General features: G+C 68.6%; 28 protein-coding genes. 20 read left to right on the plus strand and 8 right to left on the minus strand.

Going from position 1 to position 23,468, the window contains the following annotated elements:
* Window positions 1-20 precede the first annotated feature (20 nt).
* Window positions 21-1,043: an aminoglycoside phosphotransferase family protein gene (locus D9R12_RS11015; RefSeq protein WP_122230490.1), complete on the plus strand. Its 1,023-nt coding sequence runs from the start codon at window positions 21-23 to the stop codon at window positions 1,041-1,043.
* Window positions 1,040-1,774 carry an N-acetylmuramate alpha-1-phosphate uridylyltransferase MurU gene (gene murU / locus D9R12_RS11020; RefSeq protein WP_122230492.1) on the plus strand — a complete coding sequence of 245 codons (735 nt, stop codon included), beginning with the start codon at window positions 1,040-1,042 and terminating at the stop codon, window positions 1,772-1,774. Before D9R12_RS11015 ends, murU begins: the two co-directional genes overlap by 4 nt.
* 210 nt (window positions 1,775-1,984) lie before the next feature.
* On the opposite strand, the gene hda is transcribed toward murU, so the two are convergent.
* Genes hda through D9R12_RS11035 form a run of 3 tightly spaced genes read right to left on the minus strand, consistent with a single transcriptional unit; the run spans window position 1,985 to window position 4,945 of the window.
* Window positions 1,985-2,683 (minus strand): DnaA regulatory inactivator Hda, encoded by a 699-nt coding sequence (gene hda, locus D9R12_RS11025; protein ID WP_122230494.1) that lies wholly within the window; start codon window positions 2,681-2,683, stop codon window positions 1,985-1,987.
* Window positions 2,680-3,837: an AI-2E family transporter gene (locus D9R12_RS11030; RefSeq protein WP_014159968.1), complete on the minus strand. Its 1,158-nt coding sequence runs from the start codon at window positions 3,835-3,837 to the stop codon at window positions 2,680-2,682. Before D9R12_RS11030 ends, hda begins: the two co-directional genes overlap by 4 nt.
* Window positions 3,838-3,868: 31 nt before the next feature.
* Window positions 3,869-4,945 (minus strand): DUF2066 domain-containing protein, encoded by a 1,077-nt coding sequence (locus D9R12_RS11035; RefSeq protein WP_043290406.1) that lies wholly within the window; start codon window positions 4,943-4,945, stop codon window positions 3,869-3,871.
* A 173-nt stretch (window positions 4,946-5,118) separates the two neighbouring features.
* Between D9R12_RS11035 and purM the strand changes: the two genes are divergently transcribed.
* Genes purM through D9R12_RS11060 form a run of 5 tightly spaced genes read left to right on the plus strand, consistent with a single transcriptional unit; the run spans window position 5,119 to window position 8,926 of the window.
* On the plus strand, window positions 5,119-6,153 hold the full coding sequence (gene purM, locus D9R12_RS11040) for a phosphoribosylformylglycinamidine cyclo-ligase (protein WP_170159245.1): 1,035 nt from the start codon (window positions 5,119-5,121) through the stop codon (window positions 6,151-6,153).
* 14 nt (window positions 6,154-6,167) lie between these two features.
* The gene (locus tag D9R12_RS11045; protein WP_122230498.1) at window positions 6,168-6,773 is read left to right on the plus strand and encodes a DUF2238 domain-containing protein; all 606 of its coding nucleotides are present in this window, start codon (window positions 6,168-6,170) and stop codon (window positions 6,771-6,773) included.
* On the plus strand, window positions 6,770-7,426 hold the full coding sequence (gene purN / locus D9R12_RS11050) for a phosphoribosylglycinamide formyltransferase (RefSeq protein ID WP_122230500.1): 657 nt from the start codon (window positions 6,770-6,772) through the stop codon (window positions 7,424-7,426). The genes D9R12_RS11045 and purN overlap by 4 nt, the downstream gene beginning before the upstream one ends.
* A 23-nt stretch (window positions 7,427-7,449) precedes the next feature.
* A complete protein-coding gene (locus D9R12_RS11055) occupies window positions 7,450-8,235 on the plus strand; it encodes a DUF3108 domain-containing protein (RefSeq protein WP_122230502.1) in 786 nt (261 codons plus the stop codon).
* A 1-nt stretch (window position 8,236) separates the two neighbouring features.
* Entirely contained in the window at window positions 8,237-8,926 is a 690-nt protein-coding gene (locus D9R12_RS11060) for a DUF3108 domain-containing protein (RefSeq protein WP_043290405.1), read from the plus strand.
* A gap of 314 nt (window positions 8,927-9,240) precedes the next feature.
* On the opposite strand, the gene D9R12_RS11065 is transcribed toward D9R12_RS11060, so the two are convergent.
* From D9R12_RS11065 to D9R12_RS11075, 3 genes are read right to left on the minus strand one after another with little or no spacing between them, the layout of a single operon-like run.
* Window positions 9,241-9,567, minus strand: a complete 327-nt coding sequence (locus D9R12_RS11065; RefSeq protein WP_014159961.1) for a hypothetical protein — start codon at window positions 9,565-9,567, stop codon at window positions 9,241-9,243.
* Entirely contained in the window at window positions 9,564-10,835 is a 1,272-nt protein-coding gene (gene murA / locus D9R12_RS11070) for a UDP-N-acetylglucosamine 1-carboxyvinyltransferase (protein ID WP_014159960.1), read from the minus strand. Before murA ends, D9R12_RS11065 begins: the two co-directional genes overlap by 4 nt.
* A gap of 33 nt (window positions 10,836-10,868) precedes the next feature.
* Entirely contained in the window at window positions 10,869-11,099 is a 231-nt protein-coding gene (locus D9R12_RS11075; protein WP_014159959.1) for a BolA family protein, read from the minus strand.
* Window positions 11,100-11,152: 53 nt separating this feature from the next.
* On the opposite strand from D9R12_RS11075, the gene D9R12_RS11080 reads away from it, so the two are divergent.
* The 13 genes from D9R12_RS11080 to mgtE all read left to right on the plus strand — a co-directional run bounded on the left by D9R12_RS11080 (window position 11,153) and on the right by mgtE (window position 22,656).
* On the plus strand, window positions 11,153-12,160 hold the full coding sequence (locus tag D9R12_RS11080; protein WP_122230504.1) for a KpsF/GutQ family sugar-phosphate isomerase: 1,008 nt from the start codon (window positions 11,153-11,155) through the stop codon (window positions 12,158-12,160).
* Window positions 12,161-12,208: 48 nt separating this feature from the next.
* A complete protein-coding gene (locus tag D9R12_RS11085) occupies window positions 12,209-12,757 on the plus strand; it encodes a KdsC family phosphatase (RefSeq protein WP_122230506.1) in 549 nt (182 codons plus the stop codon).
* The gene (gene lptC, locus D9R12_RS11090) at window positions 12,754-13,317 is read left to right on the plus strand and encodes an LPS export ABC transporter periplasmic protein LptC (RefSeq protein ID WP_014159956.1); all 564 of its coding nucleotides are present in this window, start codon (window positions 12,754-12,756) and stop codon (window positions 13,315-13,317) included. Before D9R12_RS11085 ends, lptC begins: the two co-directional genes overlap by 4 nt.
* On the plus strand, window positions 13,295-13,843 hold the full coding sequence (gene lptA, locus D9R12_RS11095) for a lipopolysaccharide transport periplasmic protein LptA (RefSeq protein ID WP_122230508.1): 549 nt from the start codon (window positions 13,295-13,297) through the stop codon (window positions 13,841-13,843). Before lptC ends, lptA begins: the two co-directional genes overlap by 23 nt.
* Window positions 13,843-14,562 carry an LPS export ABC transporter ATP-binding protein gene (gene lptB / locus D9R12_RS11100; protein WP_014159954.1) on the plus strand — a complete coding sequence of 240 codons (720 nt, stop codon included), beginning with the start codon at window positions 13,843-13,845 and terminating at the stop codon, window positions 14,560-14,562. Before lptA ends, lptB begins: the two co-directional genes overlap by 1 nt.
* A gap of 53 nt (window positions 14,563-14,615) precedes the next feature.
* Window positions 14,616-16,064: an RNA polymerase factor sigma-54 gene (locus D9R12_RS11105; protein ID WP_043290404.1), complete on the plus strand. Its 1,449-nt coding sequence runs from the start codon at window positions 14,616-14,618 to the stop codon at window positions 16,062-16,064.
* A gap of 167 nt (window positions 16,065-16,231) precedes the next feature.
* Window positions 16,232-16,549 carry a ribosome hibernation-promoting factor, HPF/YfiA family gene (gene hpf / locus D9R12_RS11110; RefSeq protein ID WP_014159952.1) on the plus strand — a complete coding sequence of 106 codons (318 nt, stop codon included), beginning with the start codon at window positions 16,232-16,234 and terminating at the stop codon, window positions 16,547-16,549.
* A gap of 139 nt (window positions 16,550-16,688) precedes the next feature.
* Window positions 16,689-17,639 carry an HPr(Ser) kinase/phosphatase gene (hprK, locus tag D9R12_RS11115; RefSeq protein WP_014159951.1) on the plus strand — a complete coding sequence of 317 codons (951 nt, stop codon included), beginning with the start codon at window positions 16,689-16,691 and terminating at the stop codon, window positions 17,637-17,639.
* Window positions 17,636-18,544, plus strand: coding sequence for an RNase adapter RapZ (gene rapZ / locus D9R12_RS11120; protein ID WP_014159950.1), 909 nt, complete (start codon window positions 17,636-17,638; stop codon window positions 18,542-18,544). The genes hprK and rapZ overlap by 4 nt, the downstream gene beginning before the upstream one ends.
* Before the next feature lie 122 nt (window positions 18,545-18,666).
* Window positions 18,667-19,059, plus strand: coding sequence for a PTS sugar transporter subunit IIA (locus tag D9R12_RS11125; RefSeq protein WP_014159949.1), 393 nt, complete (start codon window positions 18,667-18,669; stop codon window positions 19,057-19,059).
* Window positions 19,052-19,321, plus strand: a complete 270-nt coding sequence (locus D9R12_RS11130) for an HPr family phosphocarrier protein (RefSeq protein WP_122230510.1) — start codon at window positions 19,052-19,054, stop codon at window positions 19,319-19,321. The genes D9R12_RS11125 and D9R12_RS11130 overlap by 8 nt, the downstream gene beginning before the upstream one ends.
* Before the next feature lie 90 nt (window positions 19,322-19,411).
* Complete coding sequence (gene ptsP / locus D9R12_RS11135) at window positions 19,412-21,130, plus strand: phosphoenolpyruvate--protein phosphotransferase (protein ID WP_122230512.1); 1,719 nt, start codon at window positions 19,412-19,414, stop codon at window positions 21,128-21,130.
* Between the two features lie 167 nt (window positions 21,131-21,297).
* Window positions 21,298-22,656, plus strand: a complete 1,359-nt coding sequence (gene mgtE / locus D9R12_RS11140; protein WP_014159946.1) for a magnesium transporter — start codon at window positions 21,298-21,300, stop codon at window positions 22,654-22,656.
* Between the two features lie 119 nt (window positions 22,657-22,775).
* Here the strand turns inward: mgtE and D9R12_RS11145 are convergent, their stop codons facing one another.
* Together D9R12_RS11145 and D9R12_RS11150 are read right to left on the minus strand one after the other, a co-directional pair.
* On the minus strand, window positions 22,776-23,003 hold the full coding sequence (locus D9R12_RS11145) for a CopG family antitoxin (protein ID WP_043290403.1): 228 nt from the start codon (window positions 23,001-23,003) through the stop codon (window positions 22,776-22,778).
* A 5-nt stretch (window positions 23,004-23,008) separates the two neighbouring features.
* On the minus strand, window positions 23,009-23,287 hold the full coding sequence (locus D9R12_RS11150) for a BrnT family toxin (protein WP_122230514.1): 279 nt from the start codon (window positions 23,285-23,287) through the stop codon (window positions 23,009-23,011).
* Window positions 23,288-23,468: the final 181 nt, after the last annotated feature.

Below are 23,468 nucleotides of genomic sequence, written 5' to 3' on the forward strand. Positions count from 1 at the left end.
ATCCGAATGCGGCATGGCGCATGAACCAGACGTCTTCTTCACCGGGCAACGCCCGCGGCGCGCAGCGCCTGCAATGGGCACGGACCGCGCTGGAAGATCCTGGCGCCACCCTGGAACGGGCCAGCATCGATGCAGGCCAGCGCAGCTACTGGCGAAGCGCCGGCCAGGGCCCGTCGCGGATCGTGATGGATTCACCACCGGGCCTGGAAGACGTGCGCCCCTGGCTGCACTGGCATGGGGTCCTGGCCGCCGGCGGGGTGCGCCTGCCGCAGGTCTTGGCACGCGACGTGCAGGCCGGTTTCCTGCTGCTGGAAGACCTGGGCCAGCCGACCCTGGCGCAAAGGCTCAGCCGCGATGGCTCCGATGCCGATGCCTGGGTCGATGCCGCCATCGCCCAGCTGCTCACCCTGCAGGCAATCGTCCCGCCCGAAGGCACGGGCGTGTTCGGCGAGGCACTCCTGCAGCGTGATGCGGGCCTGTTCGAAGAATGGTTCCTGCGCCGCCACCTGGGCCTGGAACTGGACGGCGAGCCCAGCCAGGGGCTGCACCTGGTCCAGCGCCGGCTGATGGACAACGCGCTGTCCCAGCACAGGGTGCTGACCCATCGCGATTTCATGCCGCGCAACCTGATGCCGGTGCTGCCTGGGCCGGCGGTGCTGGATTTCCAGGATTGCGTGATCGGCCCGGTCGCCTATGACCCGGTGAGCCTGTTCAAGGACGCGTTCCTGAGCTGGCCGCTGGCGCGCGTGGATGGCTGGCTGCTGCGCTACCACGCACGGGCCCTGGCCGCCGGCGTGGCGGTGCCGAGATCACCGGACATTTTCCTGCGTGATGCCGACTGGATGGGCGTCCAGCGACACCTGAAGATCCTGGGCATCTTCTGCCGCCTGCATTACCGCGACGGCAAATCGCAATACCTGGCTGACCTGCCGCGCTTCATCGGCTACCTGGACCAGGTGCTGCCCCGTCATCGGCCGCTGCAGCCCCTGCAGCGGCTGCTCGATGCGCACATCCGCCCCGCCCTGCAGGCCCGCGTGGCATGAAGGCACTGATCTTCTGCGCCGGGCTGGGCCAGCGCATGCGTCCGCTCACCGACACCACACCCAAGCCGCTGCTGGAAGCCGGTGGTGCACCCTTGGTCGTGTGGCACCTGCGCAAGCTGGCGGCGATGGGCATCACCGAAGTGGTGATCAACCTGAGCTGGCTGGCCGAACGTTTCCCGCAGGTGCTCGGCGATGGCAGCGCCTTTGGCGTGCACATCGCCTGGTCGTGCGAGGGTGCGGTACCGCTGGAAACCGGCGGCGGCATGCTGCAGGCGCTGCCGCTGCTGGGCAACGCGCCGTTCCTGGCGATCAATGGCGATGTCTGGACCGATCTGGATTTTTCCACGCTGCCGCGCGAACCGGCCGGTGATGCGCATCTGGTGATGATCGACAATCCGCCGCACCACCCGCGCGGCGATTTCCATTTCGACCAGGCCGGTCTGCTGCAGCCGCGCAGCGATTCGGCCGCCAACTTCACCTATTCGGGCATCGGCGTGTACCGGCCCTCGGTGCTGCGCGACTGGCACAAGGTGTTCGAATCCAGCACCAGCCCGGGCCTGGACGGGCAGCCGCCGCGCTTCCCGCTGGCACCGTTGCTGCGCGCGGCGATGCGACGCAAGGCGGTCAGCGGCCAGCGCCATCACGGGCGCTGGACCGACGTGGGCACGCCGCAGCGCCTGGCCGAACTGGACGCACAGCTGGCCGCCGAACCCGGTCACGGCGCGGATTGAGCGATCGCCGCGCGCAGAAGTTGCACGCGGCTCAGAGGCCGAGAAAAATTCGACCGCCGTAGCGAGAGCGCCGCCAAGCGTTCGTGACAAGGTGCGTTGGGGGCAAATCCGGGGAGTTTGGTGAGCCAAATGACCCGGATTTGCCCGCAGCGCGTCGCCGGCACGGGCGTTTGGCGACGGTCGCAGTAGGCGGGCGATTTTCTCAGCCTCTCAACCCTCGCCGGCCAGCACCTGGCGCAGGAACGGCACGGTGACCCGGCGCTGGGCCGCCAGCGAGGCGCGGTCCAGGCGTTCGATCAGTTCGACCATCCGCGCCGGCTCGCGTGCGGTGCGGGCCAGCATCCAGTCCACCGCGGCATCCTCCAGGGCCAGCCCCCGACGCGCAGCGCGGTCGCGCAGCAGCGCGGCCCGGCCGGCATCATCCAGTGCGCGCAGCACGATGCGGGCGCACTGGCCCAGACGCGAGCGCAGGTCCGGCAACAGCAGGCCGATTTCATCGGGCAGGTCACTGGCGGTATAGAGCACGCCGATGCCTGCAGCGCGGGCGCGATTGTGGAAATCGAACAGCGCGATCTCATCGCTTCGTTCGCCGGCGATGGCCTGCAGCCCGTCCAGCACCACCAGCGCATTGCGCTCCAGGCCGTCCAGCGCCTGCTGCGCGTAGCCACGCGCGGCCTGCAGCGGCAGGTAGGCGGCCGCGCGCCCGGCTTCGCCGGCGCTGGCGCAGGCGGCCAGTGCCAGGTGGGTCTTGCCGGCGCCGTGCGCGGCCGACAGGTACAGCCAGTCCGCACCGGGCACCTGGGCCAGCGCCTGCAGCTGCGCCAGGGCGCCGGCAGGTGCGTCGATGAAGCTGTCCAGACGCTGGTCCGGCGGGGTCCGCAGCGCCAGCGGCAGCTGCGGCACGCTCATGGCGGGGTCGGGTCCTGCGGGGTCGGTGGGCCTTGACCGGCGGGCGGGTCCAGCAGGACCACCGGCTGCGCGCCGGCGTAGAGCTGGCTGTGGGTGTAGCGCTCATGCGCATAGCGCAGCAGCACATTGGCCACCGCCGCGATCGGCAGCGCCAGCAGCATGCCCACGAAGCCGAACAGCTGGCCGCAGGCCAGCACCGCAAAGATCACCGCCATCGGATGCAGGCCGATGCGGTCGCCGACCAGCTTGGGGGTCAGGAAATAGCTTTCGAGGATCTGGCCCACGCCGAACACGATCGACACCAGCACCAGGTGCTTGATGTCGCCGTACTGGATCAGTGCGGCGATCAGGCCCATGGCCACGCCGCTGGTCGGGCCCAGGTACGGGACGAAGGTCAGCAGGCCGGCCACCAGCCCGATCAGGATGCCCAGGTCCAGACCCACCGCCCACAGCCCGGCGCCATAGAGCGCGCCCAGGATGATCATCACCAGCAGCTGGCCCCTGAGGAAACCGCCCAGCACCGCGCTGGATTCGGCCGCCAGCTGGCTCACCGTGCCAATGTGGTCGCGCGGCACCATCGAAGCGACCCGGCCCACGAACAGGTCCCAGTCGCGCAGGAAGAAGAAGGCGATCACCGGAATCAGCACCAGGTTGGCCACCCAGCCGAACAGCGCAAAGCCCGAGCGCGACACATAACCCCACACCGTGCGTGCCACGCCGCCGGTGCGTTCCCAGTTGCCGCGCAGCAGTTCCCAGATGTGGGTGAAGTCCAGGTAGTCGGCGATGCGCACCCTGAACCTGGCTTCCAGCCATGGTATGGCCACCGTGTAGATCCATTGCTGGTAGCGCGGCAGCGAATGGATCAGGGTGGTCACCTGGTCCTGGATCAGCGGCACCAGCAGCAGCAGCACGACCACCAGCACCAGCACCATCACGGAGAACACCACCGCCACCGAGGTGTTGCGCGACCAGCCGCGCTCCTCGAGCCGGTCCACCAGCGGGTCACCCATCCAGCCCACGATCGCCGCGCAGGCAAACGGGGTCAGCACCGGCGAGAGGACCCACGCCAGCCAGCCCACCGCCGCGGCCACGGCCACCCATTGCAGCCGGCGCAGAAACTGCGCGATGACCTGCTGTGGCTCTTCGATGATCATGCCTGCGCCGTCCTGGTCGTGCGGTGGGAAATCATTTGAGATGGAACACGGCCGGATCGCCCTCGCCGCCGACCACCGGACCGTCTTCGCCGAGCATGCGCTTGAGCCCTTCCACGCCGCTGAGCAGGTCCAGGTCCGCTTCCAGCGTGTCCCCGTCCACGCGCACCGGCGCGATCCGGCGCACCACCGCCGCCTGCTGCAGCGCAGCCGACAGCCGCAGGTAGTCCTCGCTGCTGCCGATGCCGCGGAAGATCACCCGGTAGGTGCCGGGCACGCCCCCCACGGCCTGTCTTGCGTAGCGCTTGACCAGCGCATCGGCCGCACCATCGGCGCCGCTGGCCATGGCCTGGCGGGCGTCGGGGTTGTCCACCGACCAGCTCGCCAGCAGCTTGCCGTTGTCGAGGAAATTCCAGTCCGCCACCCAGCCGGACTTGCCGCGGTACAGCTTGCCGATCAGCTGCATCGGCGGTGCATAACGGGCCGAGGCGCGCGCCACCGCGGCAGTGTCGCCGCGCCAGATGGCGCCGACCAGCGCAGCTTCGGCGGCCGAACCCTGCGGCAGGCCCAGGCGATAGCCGCGGTCCACCGCCCGGTCCAGCAACGGACGCACCGCCGCCGATTGCTGCACGCTGACCAGGCGCGGACCGCTGCCATCGTCGATGGCCAACCAGACCACCGGCTTGGGACGCGGCTGCGGCCATACCGGCAGGCCCAGGGCATTGGCAAGCACGTCGACTTTCTGCTGATCAAAACGCGCCACCAGGGTGGTGCGGAAGGTCGGCGCGCCGCCGGCCGAGGTGCCCTGGTCCTGGCGGTAGTCATAGCTGTCCACGTAGTTGCTGGCATTGCGCAGTTCGCCGGCCACGCCCGGGCGCGAGGTGGCATCCCTGTCGCCACTGACCTTGGCCAGCACCTGGCCCAGCGCGCGGGCGAAGCCGCCGTTACGGTCCCTCTCGCTCTGGCTGGCGACGGCGACCTCGGCCTCGTACAGGCCCTGGGCCTGGGAAACGTCGCCTTCCGTGCGCATGCCCTCCTGCGCCAGCGCAGGCAGGGCGCTCAGGAGGACGAAAAGAAAGGTGACGACGGCGAAAGCAGGCAAACGGCGCATTGAGCGTCCCGGGAACGGCGAATCGGGGGGAATTGTTGCCCGAACGGGCAGTCGCCGCCAGCAGGTGAGGTTTTTCCGGAAGCGGACACCGGCGCGCATCGCCTAAAATGCGCGCCTGCCTTCCGCCACCGGCCCGCCTCGTGACCCAGTCCAATCCGCCCGCTTCCACGCCCCTGACCTATCGCGACGCGGGTGTGGACATCGACGCCGGCAACGCAGTGGTCGAACGCATCAAGCCGCTGGTCAAGCGCAGCTTCCGCCCGGAAGTGATGGGCGGGCTGGGCGGCTTCGGCGCGCTGTTCGACCTGTCCAACAAGTACGCCGAGCCGGTGCTGGTGTCCGGCACCGACGGGGTCGGGACCAAGCTCAAGCTGGCCCAGCAGCTGGGCCGCCACGACACCATCGGCATCGACCTGGTCGGCATGTGCGTCAACGACGTGCTGGTCCAGGGCGCCGAGCCGTTGTTTTTCCTGGATTATTTCGCTACCGGCAAGCTGGATGTGGACACCGCCGTGGCCGTGGTCGGCGGCATCGCCCGCGGCTGCGAACTGTGCGGCTGCGCGCTGATCGGTGGCGAAACGGCCGAGATGCCCGACATGTATGCCCCGGGCGACTATGACCTGGCCGGCTTCACCGTCGGCGCGGTCGAGAAGGCCGACCTGCTGGACGGCAGTGCGGTGGGCGAAGGCGACGTGCTGATCGGCCTGGCCTCCTCGGGTGCGCATTCCAACGGCTATTCGCTGATCCGCCGCATCTACGACCGGGCCGGCCGCCCGGGGGCGCTGGATCTGGGCGGGGTGAGCCTGGAAGACGCGCTGATGGCGCCGACCACCCTGTACGTCAGGCCGGTCCTGGAGCTGCTGCGCGGCCACGGCGCCGGCCACGGCAAGCCGATCCACGCCATGGCCCACATCACCGGCGGCGGCCTGACCGAAAACATCATCCGCGTGATCCCTGAGGGCCTGGGCCTGGACATCGACGCCCGCGCCTGGCCACTGCCGCCGCTGTTCCGGTGGTTGCAGACCGAAGGCGCAGTGGCCGACAGCGAGATGTGGCGCACCTTCAACTGCGGCATCGGCTTCGTGCTGATCGCCGCCAGGCAGGGCGTGGCGGCGCTGGAAGCCAGCCTGGATGCGGCCGGCATCGGCCATTGGCAGATCGGCAAGGTGGTGCCGGCCGGCACCGGCCAGCGCGTGCGGATCGGCTGAGCGGCGCGGCCTGCATGAACCTCACAAAGCGCGTGGTGCTGGGCGCGCTGGCACTGATATTTGCGCTGACCTGGGTCCATCCGCTGCGACCGCTGGAACAGGCCATGCACGGCAGCCTGGCGGTGGCCGGGGTGCTGGCACTGGTCTGGATCGACCGCCGCTGGCCGCTGCGCACCGGCCACTACATCATGATCTGCGCCTTCATGGCGTTGCACAGCCTGGGGTCCCGCTGGCTGTATTCCAACGTGCCCTATGAACAATGGTTCCAGGCGCTGCTGGGCTGGTCGCCCGGCCAGGCCTTTGGCTGGAAGCGCAATCACTTCGATCGCCTGATCCACCTGCTCTACGGGGTGAGCTTCGCCCCGCCGCTGCGGCACTTTGCAGCCCAGCGCTGGCCCGCGCTGTCCATGCGCCAGGCGTTCGTGCTGGCGGTGATGGTGATCATGTGCTCCAGCCTGCTGTACGAATGGATGGAATGGGCCATCGCCTTGACGATGTCGCCGGAAGCGGCCGAATCCTACAACGGCCAGCAGGGCGATCCCTGGGACGCCCATGCCGACATGCTGCTGGCCACACTGGGCAGCCTGCTGACCTGGCCACGCCGCCGGGACCCGGCATGACGAGCTCGCGCATCGCGGTGCTGGCATCCGGTCGTGGCAGCAACCTGCAGGCGCTGCTGGACGCGATCGCCGCCGGCACCCTGCAGGCGCAGGTGGTCGGTGTGTTTTGCGACCGGCCCGGGGCCCCGGCGCTGCTGCGGGTGCCCTCGGCGCTGCGCTGGAGCGCTAGGCCCGTCGACTTCCCCGACCGCGATGGCTACGAACAAGCCCTCGGCGATGCGCTGGCCGCCTCGGGCGCCGACTGGATCGTCTGCGCCGGCTACATGCGGATCCTGGGCGCGGCGCTGGTCGCGCGTTTTTCCGGGCGCATGCTCAACATCCACCCATCCCTGCTGCCGCGCCACCGCGGCCTGCACACCCATGCTGCAGCGCTGGCAAGCGGCGATGCCGAACACGGCGCCAGTGTCCATTTCATCATTCCCGAACTGGATGCAGGCGCGGTGATCGCCCAGGCCCGCCTGGCGATCTCACCGCAGGACACGGCCGATTCCCTGGCCGCGCGGGTACTGGCGCTGGAGCACCGGCTGCTGCCGGCGGTGCTGCGCCTGGCCGTGGCCGGGCGCCTGGCTGAACGTGGCGGCACGGCGCTTGTCGATGGTCAGCCGATGTTTACGCCACTGACACTAGATTCCCACGATCGGCTCATGCCGTGACCCCCCTCCAGCCGACCTTCGTGATGACCAAGCTGCTCAGCGGACTCCTGCTCCTGGCCTGTGCCCTGCCTGCCCTGGCGCAGGACCCGCCCGCCGCGCCTGCGCCAACCCCGGTGGATGACGGCCAACCTGCGGACGCCATCGAATGGCAGCTGGCACCGTTCACCGCCACCTACGAGGCCTGGTACAAGGGCAAGCGCGCCGGCGATGCGACCCTGCAGGTGGTCCACCAGGACGGCAACCAGTGGCGCATGGACCTGGAGATCCGCGGCGAACGCGGGGTGGCCAGCCTGTTGCGACTGAACATCCAGCAGAGCACGGTGTTCGATGTCAGCGGCGCCAACCACGACCAGTTCCGCCCGCTCAGCCAGAGCACGGTGCGCAAGGCGATCTTCGGCGACAAACGGCAGACCGGCCACTACGACTGGAACACCAACACCGCCCAGTGGGAAGGCAAGGTCGACAAGGACCGGGGTGCGCCTTTGCCGCTGCAGCCGGGCGACTTGAGCTCGCTGCTGCTGGACCTGGCGATCATGCGCGACGCCCGGCCGGGTGCGGCGCTGGAATACCGGGTGGTCGACAACGGCCGCGCCCGCCGGTACCAGTACGCGGTCGGGGCACAGACCGAGATCGTCCAGGTGGGCGAGATGAGCTATGACGCCATGCGCGTCCAGCGCAGCAGCGGCGGCGATCGCGAACAGATCTTCTGGGTGGCCAACGGTGTGCCCACACCGGTGCGCATGCTCCAGCGCAACGATGGTGAAGACGCCATCGACCTGCGCCTCATCGATTACCAGGGAGTGCAATGACATGAAACTTCACCTCACCCGTCCGTTGCAGCGGCTGACCGCCGCGGCCGTGCTGGCCCTGGCCGCCGCCCCGGCCCTGGCGCTGAATGCCTTCACTGCCACCTACCAGGCCAGCGCCATGGGCATGCAGGGCGAGGGCCGGATGACGTTGACCCCGCAGGGCGCCGGCAAGTGGAAATACGACCTGTCCGTGCGCAACCAGCTGGTCAACCTGACCCAGTCGACCACCTTCGAGGAGAAGGGCGGCATGTTCCGTCCGCTGTCTTCCAGCGACAGTTCGGTGGTGCTGGTCAAGCGCAAGTCGGTGAACACCCATTACGACTGGTCCAGCAAGCAGGCCACCTGGAGCGGCGACATCAAGGATCGCCGCAAGGGCCCGGTTCCCCTGCAGCCGGGCGACATGGACGCGCTGCTGGTCAACCTAGCGATCGTGCGTGACGTGCAGGCCGGCAAGCCGCTCACCTACCGCATGCTGGAAAACGGCAAGGCCAGCTCGACCAGCTACCAGACCGTGGGCAAGGAGACGATCGAGGTGGCCGGCAAGCAGCTCAGCGCGACCAAGGTCAGCCAGACCGACGGCAAGAGGCAGACGATCGTCTGGGTGGTGCCGGACATGCCGGTGCCAGCGCGCATCCTGCAGCGGGAGGATGGCCGGGACTCCTACGACCTGACCCTGACCTCGTTCAACTAAGCGACGGTCCTTCGGGATCCGTTTCGCGGGCGATGCGGTGTTGCCAGGAAAGCCCTGGATTTGCCCCCTCTCCCCCCGCTGGCGGGGGGAGAGGGTCGGGGTGAGGGGGGGAGACGAAGACCGATCCGGCCAACTTGCGCGAACGGTGCCGAAGCCCCCGGCATCGCCGCGCGCCACCGACGAAAGAGCCCCGCCCCTCGCCCCAGCCCTCTCCCCCGCTTGCGGGGGAGAGGGAGCCAAGCGCCGGCCCTGATGCTGTGGTTGCGACCAGCCCTCCCCGCACGCGGGTAAGGGCATCTGAAAGGACGTTGCTCCTACTCTGCCGCATCCGGGTGCAGCTCGGTGCGGCATTGGACCCGGATCTCCTTGCCGCTGCCGCGCCAGCGCAACCTCGTGCAGGTGCGGTTGCCCTCGGTGGTCTTGTCCGCGACCACCGCATAGTAGGACTGGGCGACTTCCTGGCTGCTGACCTGGCCATCGCCATCCCAGTCCATGTCCCGGGTGGAGATGCCGCTCAGGCCAGCCGCACCGATCCAGCCCATCCAGGCCACGGCCAGCAGCGCCAGCACCACCAGCGTCAGCAGCGCGCGGCGCCGTGGGCTGAAGCCAGCCTTGGAGAAGCGACGCCTGATGACGGTCATGACACGCGCCGGATCCTGGCACCCAGGGCGCCGAGCTTGCCTTCGATGTCTTCGTAGCCGCGATCCAGGTGGTAGATGCGATCGATCGTGGTCTCGCCCTCGGCAACCAGCCCGGCCAGGATCAGCGAGGCCGAGGCGCGCAGGTCGGTGGCCATCACCGGCGCGCCACCGAGCGAGGCCACGCCGCGCACGATTGCGGTATGGCCTTCCACCCGGATATCCGCACCCAGGCGCAGCAGCTCGTTGACGTGCATGAAGCGGTTCTCGAAGATCGTCTCGTTGATCACGCCCACGCCATCGGCCACGCAATTGAGCGCCATGAACTGGGCCTGCATGTCGGTCGGGAACGCCGGGTAGGGCGCGGTGGTCAGGTCCACCGCCCTGGGACGGCGGCCCTGCATGTCCAGGGTGATGCTGTCCTCGGTGGTTTCGATGCCTGCGCCGGCTTCGCGCAACTTGTCCAGCACCGCATCCAGCGTGTCCGGGCGGACCCGGCGCGCGGTGACCCGCCCCCCGGTCAACGCCGCCGCCACCAGGAAGGTGCCGGTCTCGATGCGATCGGGCACCACCTCGTGGCGGCCGCCCTGCAGCCGTTCCACGCCATGGATGACGATGCGCGCGGTCCCGGCGCCCTCGATCCTTGCGCCCAGCGCGTTGAGGAACACCGCCAGGTCGGTGACCTCCGGCTCCATCGCCGCGTTCTCCAGCACGGTGGTGCCTTCGGCCAGCACCGCGGCGGCCATCACGTTCTCGGTGCCGGTGACGGTGACCATGTCGAACACGAAGCGCCGGCCCTTCAGACGCGCCGCGCGGGCCTTGATGTAGCCGTTCTCCACGCTGATGTCCGCGCCCAGGGCCTGCAGGCCCTTGATGTGCTGATCCACCGGGCGCGAACCGATCGCGCAGCCGCCGGGCAGCGAGACCACCGCCGCGCCGTGCCTTGCCAGCAGCGGACCAAGCACCAGGATCGAGGCGCGCATGACCTTGACCAGCTCGTAGGGCGCCAGGAAGCGGCTGACCGTGGTCGGATCGATCGTCACCACCCGCCCGTGGGCCAGGCTGCCGTCGGCGACGGTGACGCCTGCGCCCAGTTCGGCCAGCAGCCTGGTGGTGGTGACCACGTCGTGCAGGTTGGGCACATTGCCGATCTCCACCGGTGCATCGGCCAGCAGGGTCGCGCACAGGATCGGCAGGACGGCGTTCTTGGCGCCGGAGATGGTGACCTCGCCGTTGAGCGGGCAGCCACCGGTGACGATGATCTTCTGCATGGAACTTGGGGGTTTCCCGAAGGGACGAGCGGCTCAGCCAGCTTCGTCGGGGGTGATGGTCTTGAGCTGCAGGGCGTGGATCGCACCCCCCATCAGGTCGCCCAGGGTGGCATAGACCAGGCGGTGGCGAGCCAGCGGCAGCTTGCCCCTGAAAGCCTCGCAGACCACGGTCGCTTCGAAGTGCACGCCGTCATCGCCCTGCACCTGCGCCCGGGCGCCGGGAAGGCCTTGTTCGATGAGTTCACGGATGATTTCGGCGTCCAACGGCCTTTCCTCCTAAAATGGCCGGCCATTCTACGCCCACGCCAACCTCGCCGATGCCTTCCACCGCGCACCACCGCGTTCCTGCAGACGATGCCGCCCTGGCCGCCAGTGGCCGGCGTGCCGTGCAGATCGAAGCCGATGCGCTGATCGCGCTGGCCCGGCGGATCGATGGCCCGTTCTCGGCCGCCTGCCGGGCGATCCTGGCCGGCAGCGGACGGGTGGTCGCGATGGGCATGGGCAAGTCCGGGCACATCGCGCGCAAGATCGCCGCGACCCTGGCCTCGACCGGCACCCCGGCGTTCTTCGTCCATCCCGGCGAAGCCGGGCACGGTGATTTCGGCATGATCACCGACGCCGACCTGGTCCTGGCGATCTCCTACTCGGGCGAGTCGGACGAGATCCTGATGCTGTTGCCGCTGCTGCGGCGCCAGGGCAATGCGCTGATCGCCATGACCGGCAAGCCGGCCTCGACCCTGGCCCGCGCCGCCGACGTACACCTGGATGTCAGCGTTCCGGCCGAAGCCTGCCCACTGCACCTGGCGCCCACCAGCAGCACCACCGCCACCCTGGCCATGGGCGATGCGCTGGCCGTGGCCCTGCTGGAAGCGCGCGGCTTCACCTCCGAGGACTTCGCCCGCTCGCATCCGGCCGGCAACCTGGGCCGCCAGCTGCTGCTGCACATCAGCGACGTCATGCACACCGGCCAGGAGATCCCCGCGGTCCCGGCCGAGGCCACCCTGGCCCAGGCCCTGGTCGAAATGAGCCGCAAGCGGCTGGGCATGACCGCGGTGGTCGATGCCGACCAGACGCTGCTGGGCATCTTCACCGACGGCGACCTGCGCCGCGCCCTGGATACCGTGGGCCTGGATATCCACAGCACGTCCATCGCCTCGGTAATGACCCGCAACCCGGTCACCATCGGCGCCCAGGCGCTGGCCACCGAGGCAGCGCGGCTGCTGGAAACGCGCAACATCGGCAGTGGCCTGATCGTGGTCGACGCCGAGCGGCGGGTGATCGGCGCGCTCAATGTTCACGACCTGTTGCGCGCGCGCGTGGTGTAAGACGCGTTGCAGTTCTCTCCAGACACCTTCACATGACGACTTGCCTTGATGCCCCATTCCCACCTGCGTGAGGTCACCGATGCACTGCTGCAGCGCGCCACGCGGGTGCGCCTGGCCTGTTTCGATGTCGATGGCACCCTGACCGACGGTGGCCTGTTCCTGGATGCCGAGGGCCGAGAGGGCAAGACCTTCCACGTGCAGGACGGACTGGGCCTGGTGCTGCTGCGTCGCAGCGGCATCGAGGTGTTGCTGGTGACCGCACGCAGCGGCCAGGTGGTCGAACATCGTGCCCGTGAGCTTGGCATCGGCGTCCACCAGGGGGTCAAGGACAAGCTGGCCCTGGTCACCGCGCTGTGCGCCGAACGCGGCCTGGCCCTGGACCAGGTGATGTTCATGGGCGACGACCTGGCCGACCTCACCACCCTGCGCCAGGTCGGCCTGGCGGTGGTTCCGGGCAACGTGCACGCCTGGGTCGCGCCGGCGGCGCACTGGCGTACCCGGGCCGGCGGCGGCCACGGCGCCGCGCGCGAGGCCTGCGACCTGCTCCTGGCCGCGCAGGGCCTGGCCGGCAAGTTGCGGCAGGAAGGGGCGGCATGAACTGGCGCATGGGACTGGGCCTGGCGCTGCTGGTGGCGACCCTGCTGTTCGGCTGGTCTGCGTGGAAGAACCGCACCGGGCCGGCCGCCGCCGCGGCCCATTCCACGCAGTCCGACTACATCCTGCATGACTTCGAGATGGTCGCCCTGGACAAGGACGGCAAGGAGTCGATCACCCTGCGCGCGCCGGAAATGCGCCGCAGCGCCGCCGACCACACCTACGCCATCACCGCGCCGCTGTTCCTGATCCCCGACAGGGAGGGCGAGCACATGGAAGTGCGCAGCAGGACCGCCTGGGTCTCGGCCAAGGGCGAAAAAGCCATTCTGCGCGACGATGTGGTGGGCAACAGCCCGCCGGGCGTGGGCGCCGCGTCGGAGTTCAGGACCAGCCGACTGGACATTTTTCCCGACCAGCACCTGGCCAGCACCGACCAGCCGGTAGTGCTGACCCGGCCCGGGGCAACGCTGCAGGGCACGGGTTTTGAAATCAACTCGCAGACCCAACAATACAAATTCAAGTCCAAGGTGAAATCGCGCTATGTCCCCAAATCCGCGCAATAAGGCCCGCCTGGCCCTGCTGGTGGCTGCTTCGCTGCTGATCACCGGGGCTGCGCTGGCCAAGAGTTCCGACCGCAACCAGCCCATGACGATCGACGCGGCCCGCAGCGAGGGCAGCTTCGAGAACGATGGTGTGACCCATCTGTCCGGCGACGTCGTGGTCGTCCAGGGCACACTGGAAGTCCACGCGGACAACGGCGAGATCCACTTCAGGAACGGCGAAATCGCACGCGCGGTCTTCACCGGCAACCAGGCGCGCATGAAGCAGGTCAATGATGACGGCACCCCGGTCGATGCGGTCGCCGATCGCATCGACTACGACGTCATCAACAACATCGTCACCTTGACCGGCAACTACAGGATCACCTCGCCCAAGGGCTCCAACGCCGGCCAGAAGATGGTCTACAACACGGTGACCGGCAAGATGCAAAGTGGCGGCGACGGCACCCGGGTGCACACGGTGATCCAGCCCAAGAACAAGGCCCCGACCTCGCAAACCCCTGCACCGGCCAGGCCGGGAGCCAAGTGATGCTCTCGGCGCAGGGACTGAAGAAACGCTACAGGCAGCGCGACGTGGTGGCCGATTTCGGCCTGACCCTGGAGCCGGGTGAAGTGGTTGGCCTGCTCGGTCCCAACGGCGCCGGCAAGACCACCTGTTTCTACATGATCGTCGGGTTGGTCTCTTCCGATGCGGGCAGCATCGTGCTGGATGGTCAGGACATCACCGAGGCGCCGATGTACCGCCGCGCCAAGCTAGGCGTGGGCTATCTGCCGCAGGAGCCGTCGGTGTTCCGCAAGCTGACCGTGGCCGACAACATCCGCCTGGTCCTGGAGCTGCGCCAGGACCTGGACTCGGCCGGTGCCGAGAAGGAGCTGGCCTCGCTGATGGACGAGCTGCAGATCGCCCATGTCTCCGGGCAGCTCGGCGCCAGCCTCTCCGGCGGCGAGCGCCGGCGCGTGGAAATCGCCCGTGCCCTGGCCGCCAAGCCACGTCTGATGCTGTTGGACGAGCCCTTCGCCGGGGTCGACCCGATCTCGGTTGGCGAGATCCAGCGCATCATCACCCACCTCAAGCGCCGAGGGATCGGGGTCCTGATCACCGACCACAATGTCCGCGAAACCTTGGGAATCTGCGACCGGGCGTATATCCTCGCCGAAGGCAGCGTCCTGGCGCAGGGGGCCCCGGACGATCTGCTGGCCAATGCCGACGTGCGCCGCGTGTACCTGGGAGATACCTTCCGGCTGTGACGCGCGTGGTGCGGCAGGCCATGCCACACCGTCCGTTCCACGGGTCCTTCCGGATGAAGCCACGCCTGCAGACATCGATGGGCCAGCAACTGGTGATGACACCCCAGTTGCGCCAGGCGATCCGCCTGCTGCAGATGTCCACCGCCGAGCTGGAAGCGGAGATCGCCGAGGCGGTGGAGACCAATCCCCTGCTCGACTGGGCCGAGGACAGCCAGGCGCCCGATGCCCTGTCCGCCACTGGCGGCGACCCGCCGCCCGAGCGCGCCCAGGTCGAGGAACAACCCGAGCGCCCGGGCGACAGCGACGACTGGCAGCCGGAGGAAAGCCCGTGGTCCGAATCCAGCGGCGCATCCTCCGGCGGCTCGTTCGACGATGACGACCTGGGCAGCGCTGCCGAGCGGGTGGCCGAGTCGGACACCCTGCAGGACCACCTGCTCTGGCAGCTGCACCTGTCGCACCTGTCTGCGCGCGACCGCCGCATCGGCGCGGCGGTGATCGATGCGATCGAGGACGACGGCTACCTGCGCACGCCGTTTTCCGACATCGCCCAGACCCTGCTGCCGGAAATCAGCGCCGGCGAAGACGAGATCCACACCGTGCTGCGCCAGCTGCAACGCTTCGACCCGGTTGGCGTGGGCGCACGCTCGCTGGGCGAATGCCTGCGCCTGCAGCTTGACGCCCTTTCGCCCGACACGGCCGGCCGCGCCCTGGCCCTGGTGATCGCCCAGGGCCCACTGCTGGAAAAACTGCCACGCAGCGGCGTGGCCGGCCTGGCCAGCGAACTCAAGCGCAGCCAGGTCGAGGTCGAGCAGGCCGTGTCCCTGCTGCGTTCGCTCGACCCCAAGCCCGGCGTGCAGATCGGCGAACTGACCCAGGACACCTACGTGGTGCCCGACTGCGTGGTCTGGCGCCAGAAGGGCGTCTGGCGCGCGGCCCTGGCCAGCCAGCACCTGCCCCGGGTCACCATCCACCGCGGCTACGAGTCGATGATCCGCCAGTGCAACCAGGCCGACGCCGGCTACCTGCGTGGCCACCTGCAGGAGGCCCGCTGGCTGCTCAAGAGCTTGGAAGCCCGCGGCGAGACCCTGCTCAAGGTCACCCGCTGCCTGATCCGCCAGCAGGCCGGCTTCCTGGAGTTCGGCGAACAGGCCCTGCGCCCGCTGACCCTGCGCGAGGTCGCCGGCGAGGTCGGCCTGCATGAATCCACCGTCTCGCGCGCCATCGCCCGCAAGTATGTGCGCACCCCGCGCGGAACCCTGCCGCTGCGGGCGTTCTTCGCCTCCGGGGTCAGCACCGAGGGCGGCGGCGAGGCCTCCAGCACCGCCATCCAGTCGATGATCCGCAAGCTGATCGACGCCGAGAACCCGCGCAAGCCCTTGTCCGACGCCAAGCTGGCCGACCTGCTGAAATCCTCGGGCGTGCCGGTGGCGCGGCGCACGGTGGCCAAGTATCGTGAAGCCATGGACATCCTGTCCTCGCACGAGCGCGTGCGCATGGCGTGATGTCCATGGTTGGCAGCCGGTTCAGTCGCCGCCTGCCAGCTTTTGAAACCGGACGACCGGTTGCGCCACTGAACAACCGCCCAGCCCAGGAGGAACCAGCAAGGAACCCACACCGGCCCGGTTTGTCCGAGACAACCGATGCACCAACCACTGCAGGAGACAATGCGATGCGAATCGAGACCTACGGCCAGTCGATGGAAGTGACACCCGCACTTCGAGACTATGTCGAGACCAAACTCAGGCGCCTTGAACGCCATTTCGACCAGCCGCTTGAATGCCGCACGCAACTGGGCTTTTCCAAGCCCGACTACGTAGCCGAGGCCACCATTACCCTCTCCGGCCGCACCCTGCATGCCGACGCCGGTGCACAGACGATGTACGCGGCCATCGACATCCTGGCCGACAAGCTCGACCGCCTGGTCCTCAAGCACAAGCGCAAGCTGCTCGACCGCCAGCGCAGCCCGCGCGGAGAGAGCGCAGACTGATTGCACTGATGTGAACCCGCTGCCCGCAACGGCGACCGCAAGGTCGCCGTTCTCGTTTCCGCTCGCGCCCGGGACGCGGTTCGGCGAGCCATCGGCACGTCGTATGATCCAGGCTGTTTCCCCTTCGGCGCCCTGAGTCATGACCTCCAGCATCTCCGCAGGCGAGCTGTTCGACCAGATGAAGGACAAGCTGGGCCTGCGCTGGCTGGCCGGCCGTGCCGGCAGCAGCCGCACGATCGACACCACAGGCAAGGTCAAGCGGCGCCCGTCGCTGGCCGGCTACCTCAACGCCATCTATCCCAACAAGGTGCAGATCCTGGGCACAGAGGAACTGGACTGGCTGGACGGGCTGGATTCGCGCCAGCGCTGGGAAACCATCGAGCGCATGGTCGCCGACCGCCCGCTGGCACTGGTGATCAGCAAGAACCAGCCCTGCCCTGAAGACCTGCGCGCAGCCGCCGAGGAATCGGGCACCCCGCTGTGGACCTCGCCGCGCCGCGGCCACGAACTGCTCAACTTCCTGTCCTACCACCTGGCCCGCACGCTGGCGCCGCGGGTCACGCTGCATGGCGTGTTCATGGAGATCTATTCGATCGGCGTGCTGATCACCGGCGAGGCCGGCTCGGGCAAGAGCGAGCTGGCCCTGGAACTGCTGACCCGCGGCCATCGCCTGGTGGCCGACGATGCGCCCGAGTTCACCCAGATCGCGCCGGACGTGCTCGATGGCACCTGTCCGGAACTGCTGCAGGACCTGCTGGAAGTGCGCGGCCTGGGCGTGCTCAACGTGCGCGAGATGTTCGGCGATACCTCGGTGAAGAAGAACAAGTACCTGCGCCTGATCGTGCACCTGACCCGGCCGATGACCGAACCCACCCATCACGGCTACGAGCGCCTGACCGGCGACTCGGGCAGCCGCCACGTGCTGGACCTGGACGTGCCGCTGATCACCCTGCCGGTGATGCCCGGGCGCAACCTGGCGGTGCTCACCGAGGCGGCCACGCGCCTGCACATCCTGCGCACCAAGGGCATCGATCCGGCGGCGATGTTCATCGCCCGCCACAGCAACCTGCTGGAGCGCAGCACGCCATGAACGCCGGCGCCCAGGACCCGCCGGCCGAAGCCAGGGTCAGCCAGGCGCCCTTGGTCCTGATCGTCAGCGGCCTGTCCGGCTCGGGCAAGTCGGTGGCGCTCAAGACGCTGGAGGACCTGGACTACTACTGCGTGGACAACCTGCCGGTGGAGCTGCTGCCCGACTTCATCGGCAGCCTGATGCGCGGGGACGTGCTGCCGCAGAAAATCGCCATTGGCGTGGACGTGCGTGCCCGCCACAGCGACTTGTCCAAGCTGGCGCAGTGGCGCGCGGCGGTGGCCAGGCTCGGCCTGGAGGCCAGGCTGGTGTTCCTCGATGCCGAAGATGCAGTGCTGCTGCGCCGCTATGCCGATACCCGCCGTCGCCATCCCTTGAGCCACAGCGGCCTGTCGCTGCCCGAGGCGATCGCGCGCGAACGCGAGCTGACTCGGCCGCTGCGCCTGGAAGCAGACGTGCTCATCGATACCGGTCAGCTCAACGTGCACCAGCTGCGCCGGCGGGTGGTGGGCGAGTTCGCCTTCGAAGGCGGCGATGCACCTTCGCTGCTGTTCGAATCCTTTGCCTACCGGCGTGGCGTGCCGGGCGATGCGGACTTCGTGTTCGACGCGCGCGTGCTGCCCAACCCGCACTGGCAGCCGGAGCTGCGTCCGCTCACCGGCCGCGACGGCCCGGTGCGCGACTATCTGGATGCGCACCAGGACGTGCAACGCTACCTCGGCCAGGTCAGCGACTTCCTCGACACCTGGCTGCCACGCCTGCGCGGAGAGACCCGCAGCTACGTCACCGTCGCCTTCGGCTGCACCGGCGGCAAGCACCGCTCGGTCTACCTGACCGAGCGCCTGGCCGAGCACGCCCGCAGCCAGGGCTGGGAACAGGTCGCCACCTTCCACCGCGAGCTGGATTGACCCTGCCCGCAGCCGGCTGCAGCGCTGCTGCCGATGGCTGCGCTCAAAATCCAATTGCGCAGGATGAAGAAACCCGTCCGAGGCGGTCGATGCGCAATCCATCGCTCTGCTAACGTGGCAGCATGACCTGCGGCCTCCTGCTCATCACCCATCCCGGCATTGGCCCCTCGCTCCTGGCGGTGGCCAACGGCCTGCTGCGCAAGCTTCCGCTCAAGACCGAGGCGTTCGAGGTGCCCTTCGACGCCGATCTGGAAGCATTGCTGCCGCAGGCTTCTGCCGCGCTGCGGCGCGTGGACGGCGGCGACGGCGTGCTGGTATTGACCGACCTGTATGGCGCCTCGCCCAGCAACCTGGCGGGCAAGGTCGCGCGCCTGGGTACGCCGGTGCGCCGGGTCTCGGCACTGAGCCTGCCCATGCTGCTGCGGGTGATGAACTATCCGGAACAGGGACTGGACCAACTCCCGGCCATCGCCGCGGCCGGCACACGCAACGGAGTGATTCTCGACGATGCTTGAACGCAACCTCACCGTGACCAACAAACTGGGCCTGCACGCCCGGGCCACCGCCAAGCTGGTGCAGGCCGTGGCGCCATTCCGCAGCCAAGTGACCCTGGCCGCCAAGGGCCGCCAGGTCAACGCCAAGAGCATCATGGGCGTGATGTTGCTGGCCGCCGGCCAGGGCACCGCGGTCACCGTGCGTACCGATGGCGAGGATGAAGCCGCGTGCATGGAGGCGATCGAAGCGTTGTTCGAACGACGCTTCGACGAGGAAGGCTAGGGGCGTGGACGGCAGGAAATGCCGTCGCGGCGCGTTTCCGTTCGAGGCGACCGTGTCCACGACGCGCCCCCTTCGCGTGGGCACGCGCTGATGCGCAGGCTGCTGCCGGGCCATGGCGCTTCGCGCGGCAGTGCCCTGGGACGTGCGCGCGTGCGCAACCCGCATGCGCTGCAGGTGGCCGAGCAGCGCATCCGCTCCAGCGAGGTCGAGCACGAACTGGCCCGCCTGCACACCGCGGTCGATGCGGCCCGTACCGAAATGCACGACCTGCGCGCGCGCCTGCATGGCGCCCTGGCGCGCGAGGTCGGCGAGTTCCTCGAGCTGCATGCCCTGCTGCTGGACGATCCGGAACTGCTGCAAGGCCTGGATGAGCTGATCCGCAAGGGCCGCTACGGCGCCGACTACGCGCTCAGGCTGCAGCGCGACCGCCTGGCGGCGGTGTTCGAGGGCATGGACGATGCCTATCTGAGAAGCCGCATGGACGACCTGGACCATGTGATCGGCCGCATCCACGCGCACCTGCACAACCGCGCCGCCGATGCCGAGGGCCTGGCCGGCGAGATCCTGGTCGCCGAAACCGTGGCTCCCTCCGAACTGGCCCAGCTGCAGGCCCAGGGCGTGGTCGCGGTGGTCACGTCCACCGGCAGCGCGCTCTCGCACAGCGCGATCCTGGCCCGCAGCCTGCACATGCCGCTGGTGGTGGGCGCCAGCCAGGCGCTGAGCCGGATCAGCGACGGCGATGCGCTGATCGTCGATGGCGACAGCGGCCAGGTGGTGGTCGATCCGTCGGCCAGGGACCTGCGCCACTACCGCCAGCGCCTGAAGGATGCCGCCCGCGAGCAGCGCGAGCTTGACCGCCTGCGCGGCAAGCCCACCCGCACCCGCGATGGCGTGGACATCGCCCTGCATGCCAACGCCGAATCGCGCACCGATGTTGCCCAGGCCCATGCGCTGGGTGCGGCCGGGATCGGCCTGTACCGCACCGAGTTCCTGTTCCTGCAGCGCAACGCGCTGCCGGACGAGGACGAACAGTTCCGCACCTACCGCGACGTGGTGCTGGGCATGAGCGGGCGCCCGGTGACCATCCGCACCCTCGACCTGGGCGCGGACAAGGCTGACCGCACCGGCCTGGCCCTGCGCGGCGAGGACAACCCGGCCCTGGGCCTGCGCGGGGTACGCCTGTCGCTGGCCCATGGCGAGGTCTTCGATACCCAGCTGCGCGCGATCCTGCGCGCCTCCGGCTACGGTCCGGTGCGCGTGCTGGTGCCGATGGTGGCCGTGCGCGAGGAGCTGCTGGAGGTGCGCAAGCGGCTCAAGCGCCTGACCGCGCAGCTGCGCAGGGGCGGCCACGAGGTCGCCGCCGAGGTGCCGATGGGCGCGATGATCGAAGTGCCGGCCGCGGCGATCTGCGTGGAGCATTTCATCGACCTGGTGGATTTCCTGTCGGTGGGCACCAACGACCTGGTCCAGTACCTGCTGGCCGCCGACCGCAACAACGATGCCCTGGGCGAACTCTACTCGCCGCTGCGTCCGGCCCTGCTGCGGCTGCTGGACACGGTGCTGCGCACCGGTCGCGAGCACGGCAAGCAGGTCACCGTCTGCGGCGAGATCGCCGGCGATGCGGCAATGGCCCCCATCCTGCTGGCGCTGGGACTGGAGCACTTCAGCCTGCATCCGTCCAACATGCTGGAACTGCGCCGCGCCATCCGCGGCCATGACCGGGCCGCACTGCTGGCCTCGGCCGGCAAGCTGCTCAAGGCCCGCGACCGCGCCGGCATCGAACACTGGCTGGAAAAAGCCACGCGCTGAGCGCTTGGCTGCGCGCGATGGGTGTGCACGGGCCGGTCCCTGGCGTGCGCATGCAGGGTGTCCTTTCCCTGCAGCGGGGGCGATAATGCGCGCATGAACACCTGACCTGCAGCGCATCGTCCTTTGGCGAAGCGGTGCTTCCACCGACCGCACAGGGGGCCACGCGCATGGCAGAAGCCGTCCGCCGCGACAAGACCGCCCGACAGCTGCGCCTGCTGTCCGACGCGCTGGACAGTGGCCGCCTGGGCCCGGTGCGGCGTCTGGTCAACACGCTGTCCCCGGCCGAGATCGGCAACCTGCTCGAATCGCTGCCGCCGGGCAAGCGCGAGGTGGTCTGGGGCCTGGTCGATCCGGAAGACGACGGCGAGGTGCTGGTCCACGTCGGCGAGGAAGTGCGCGAAAGCCTGCTGGCCGACATGGACCCCGATGAGATCATCGCGGCGGTCGAAGACCTGGACATCGACGACCTGGCCGACCTGGTCGAGGACCTGCCCGACACGGTCATCGACGAAGTGCTCAAGTCGATGGACCGCGAGAACCGCGAGCGCCTGGAGCAGGTGCTCTCCTATCCGGAGGATTCGGCCGGACGCCTGATGAACCCGGACGTGGTCACGGTGCGGGCCGACGTCAACATCGAGCTGGTGCTGCGCTACCTGCGCCTGCGCGGCGAGCTGCCCGACCACACCGACCACCTGTTCGTGGTCAGCAAGAAGCACCAGTACATGGGCCGGGTGCCGCTGGCCGCACTGGTCACCCACGAGCCGTCCACGCCGATCAACCGCCTGATCGACGACGAGCAGCCGGCGATCGGCGTGGAGGAAGGCTCGGCCGAGGTGGCGCGCAAGTTCTCCGACCACGACTGGGTCTCGGCGCCGGTGGTGGACGACAACAACATCCTGCTCGGCCGCATCACCATCGACGACGTGGTCGACATCATCCGCGACCAGGCCGAGCACCAGGCCCTGAGCGCAGCCGGCCTGGACGAGGAAGAGGACCTGTTCTCGCCGATCCGGCGCGCATTCCGCCGGCGCATGCTGTGGCTGGGCATCAACCTGGGCACCGCGTTCATCGCCTCCTCGGTGGTCAGTTCGTTCGAAGACACCATCGCAAGGCTGGTCGCCCTGGCCGCGTTGATGCCCATCGTCGCCGGCATGGGCGGCAATGCCGGCACCCAGGTGCTGGCGCTGATGGTGCGCGGCCTGGCGCTGGGCCAGATCGGCGGCTCCAACGTCTACGTGCTGCTGCGCAAGGAGCTGGGTGTGGCGCTGATCAACGGCCTCGGCCTGGGCACGCTGCTGGGCCTGATCGTGCTGGTCTGGTTCCGCCAGCCCGGCCTGTCGCTGGTGATCGGCATCGCCTTGACCCTGAACCTGCTCACCGCCGCGGCCGGCGGGGTGGCGGTGCCGCTGGTGCTCAAGCGCTTGGGCTTTGATCCTGCGCTGGCCGGCAGCGTCATCCTGACCACCCTGACCGATGTCATGGGCTTCATGAGCTTCCTGGGCCTGGCCACGCTGGTCCTGCTGTAAGCGGCGGTGGAGGCCGGCATGCAGGCAGTGGCCGGGCGGACGGGGACCCCCTGTGCGGGATGGCTGCGCCCTGCCTCGCGCCGAGCGTCATCGTCTGGTCCGGCGTGAGCAATGAACCGTCAGGACTTGCTGCCTGGCCATGCAATTTGCACCTTGCGATGCTGCATCACACAGTCACGCAGGTACAAATTGATCAGGCTTTGATACGGAACGCCTGCCTCATTGGCCATGGCCTTGAAGTAATCCACCACGTCCTCCGACAGGCGCATGGAGACCGGCTTCTTGAGCTTGGCTGCGTACGGGTTCTTGCGGGACTTCATTTTGGAGAGATCGTATTCGGCTTTCATGGCGGTCACTGCCCGTAGAAGGAGCTTTCGTGTTGCGTGGCTTTGCGTGCTGAAATGATGCGGATAACGCCGCCACTGTCGCGCTCACAGTGGCAAACCAGGAGAAGATGAGCCCCGCTACTCATGCCAAGCATGAGCAAGCGCTCCTCATCCGAGGAGTGGGATGCATCGTAGAACTGGATGGCGAACTCGTCGTAGAAGACGGATTTGGCTTCTTCGAAGGAAACGCCATGTTTGCGAAGGTTTGAGGCGGCCTTGGCCGGATCCCAGTCAAACTTGATCATCTGTACATTGTATGGATGATCGACGCCCTTGCAAGGCCTGACAGGACCTGGCTGTTCGCACAGCCGGGTCCATGAACCGCGCCGGATCGCGCACGGGATGGCCAGGCAGCCAGGCCTTGCCGCGCGCGGTCCTGGCCCCGGTCCGAGCGTCGTGCGCCACTGCGCCTGTCCGGCGACAGGC

It is taken from the genome of Pseudoxanthomonas spadix (assembly GCF_003703395.1).
Lineage (GTDB): Bacteria > Pseudomonadota > Gammaproteobacteria > Xanthomonadales > Xanthomonadaceae > Pseudoxanthomonas_A > Pseudoxanthomonas_A spadix.

Coding starts and splice junctions, on each gene's coding strand:
- D9R12_RS11145 (WP_043290403.1), bottom strand. CDS start 23,003: ATGAAAGCCGAATACGATCTCTCCAAAATGAAGTCCCGCAAGAACCCG.
- D9R12_RS11065 (WP_014159961.1), bottom strand. CDS start 9,567: ATGACCGTCATCAGGCGTCGCTTCTCCAAGGCTGGCTTCAGCCCACGG.
- D9R12_RS11045 (WP_122230498.1), top strand. CDS start 6,168: ATGAACCTCACAAAGCGCGTGGTGCTGGGCGCGCTGGCACTGATATTT.
- D9R12_RS11060 (WP_043290405.1), top strand. CDS start 8,237: ATGAAACTTCACCTCACCCGTCCGTTGCAGCGGCTGACCGCCGCGGCC.
- D9R12_RS11150 (WP_122230514.1), bottom strand. CDS start 23,287: ATGATCAAGTTTGACTGGGATCCGGCCAAGGCCGCCTCAAACCTTCGC.
- D9R12_RS11035 (WP_043290406.1), bottom strand. CDS start 4,945: ATGCGCCGTTTGCCTGCTTTCGCCGTCGTCACCTTTCTTTTCGTCCTC.
- D9R12_RS11105 (WP_043290404.1), top strand. CDS start 14,616: ATGAAGCCACGCCTGCAGACATCGATGGGCCAGCAACTGGTGATGACA.
- hpf (WP_014159952.1), top strand. CDS start 16,232: ATGCGAATCGAGACCTACGGCCAGTCGATGGAAGTGACACCCGCACTT.
- D9R12_RS11080 (WP_122230504.1), top strand. CDS start 11,153: ATGCCTTCCACCGCGCACCACCGCGTTCCTGCAGACGATGCCGCCCTG.
- hprK (WP_014159951.1), top strand. CDS start 16,689: ATGACCTCCAGCATCTCCGCAGGCGAGCTGTTCGACCAGATGAAGGAC.
- mgtE (WP_014159946.1), top strand. CDS start 21,298: ATGGCAGAAGCCGTCCGCCGCGACAAGACCGCCCGACAGCTGCGCCTG.
- D9R12_RS11085 (WP_122230506.1), top strand. CDS start 12,209: ATGCCCCATTCCCACCTGCGTGAGGTCACCGATGCACTGCTGCAGCGC.
- lptA (WP_122230508.1), top strand. CDS start 13,295: ATGTCCCCAAATCCGCGCAATAAGGCCCGCCTGGCCCTGCTGGTGGCT.
- hda (WP_122230494.1), bottom strand. CDS start 2,683: ATGAGCGTGCCGCAGCTGCCGCTGGCGCTGCGGACCCCGCCGGACCAG.
- murA (WP_014159960.1), bottom strand. CDS start 10,835: ATGCAGAAGATCATCGTCACCGGTGGCTGCCCGCTCAACGGCGAGGTC.
- lptC (WP_014159956.1), top strand. CDS start 12,754: ATGAACTGGCGCATGGGACTGGGCCTGGCGCTGCTGGTGGCGACCCTG.
- D9R12_RS11130 (WP_122230510.1), top strand. CDS start 19,052: ATGCTTGAACGCAACCTCACCGTGACCAACAAACTGGGCCTGCACGCC.
- rapZ (WP_014159950.1), top strand. CDS start 17,636: ATGAACGCCGGCGCCCAGGACCCGCCGGCCGAAGCCAGGGTCAGCCAG.
- lptB (WP_014159954.1), top strand. CDS start 13,843: ATGCTCTCGGCGCAGGGACTGAAGAAACGCTACAGGCAGCGCGACGTG.
- D9R12_RS11055 (WP_122230502.1), top strand. CDS start 7,450: ATGACCAAGCTGCTCAGCGGACTCCTGCTCCTGGCCTGTGCCCTGCCT.
- ptsP (WP_122230512.1), top strand. CDS start 19,412: ATGCGCAGGCTGCTGCCGGGCCATGGCGCTTCGCGCGGCAGTGCCCTG.
- D9R12_RS11015 (WP_122230490.1), top strand. CDS start 21: ATGAACCAGACGTCTTCTTCACCGGGCAACGCCCGCGGCGCGCAGCGC.
- purN (WP_122230500.1), top strand. CDS start 6,770: ATGACGAGCTCGCGCATCGCGGTGCTGGCATCCGGTCGTGGCAGCAAC.
- D9R12_RS11125 (WP_014159949.1), top strand. CDS start 18,667: ATGACCTGCGGCCTCCTGCTCATCACCCATCCCGGCATTGGCCCCTCG.
- D9R12_RS11030 (WP_014159968.1), bottom strand. CDS start 3,837: ATGATCATCGAAGAGCCACAGCAGGTCATCGCGCAGTTTCTGCGCCGG.
- murU (WP_122230492.1), top strand. CDS start 1,040: ATGAAGGCACTGATCTTCTGCGCCGGGCTGGGCCAGCGCATGCGTCCG.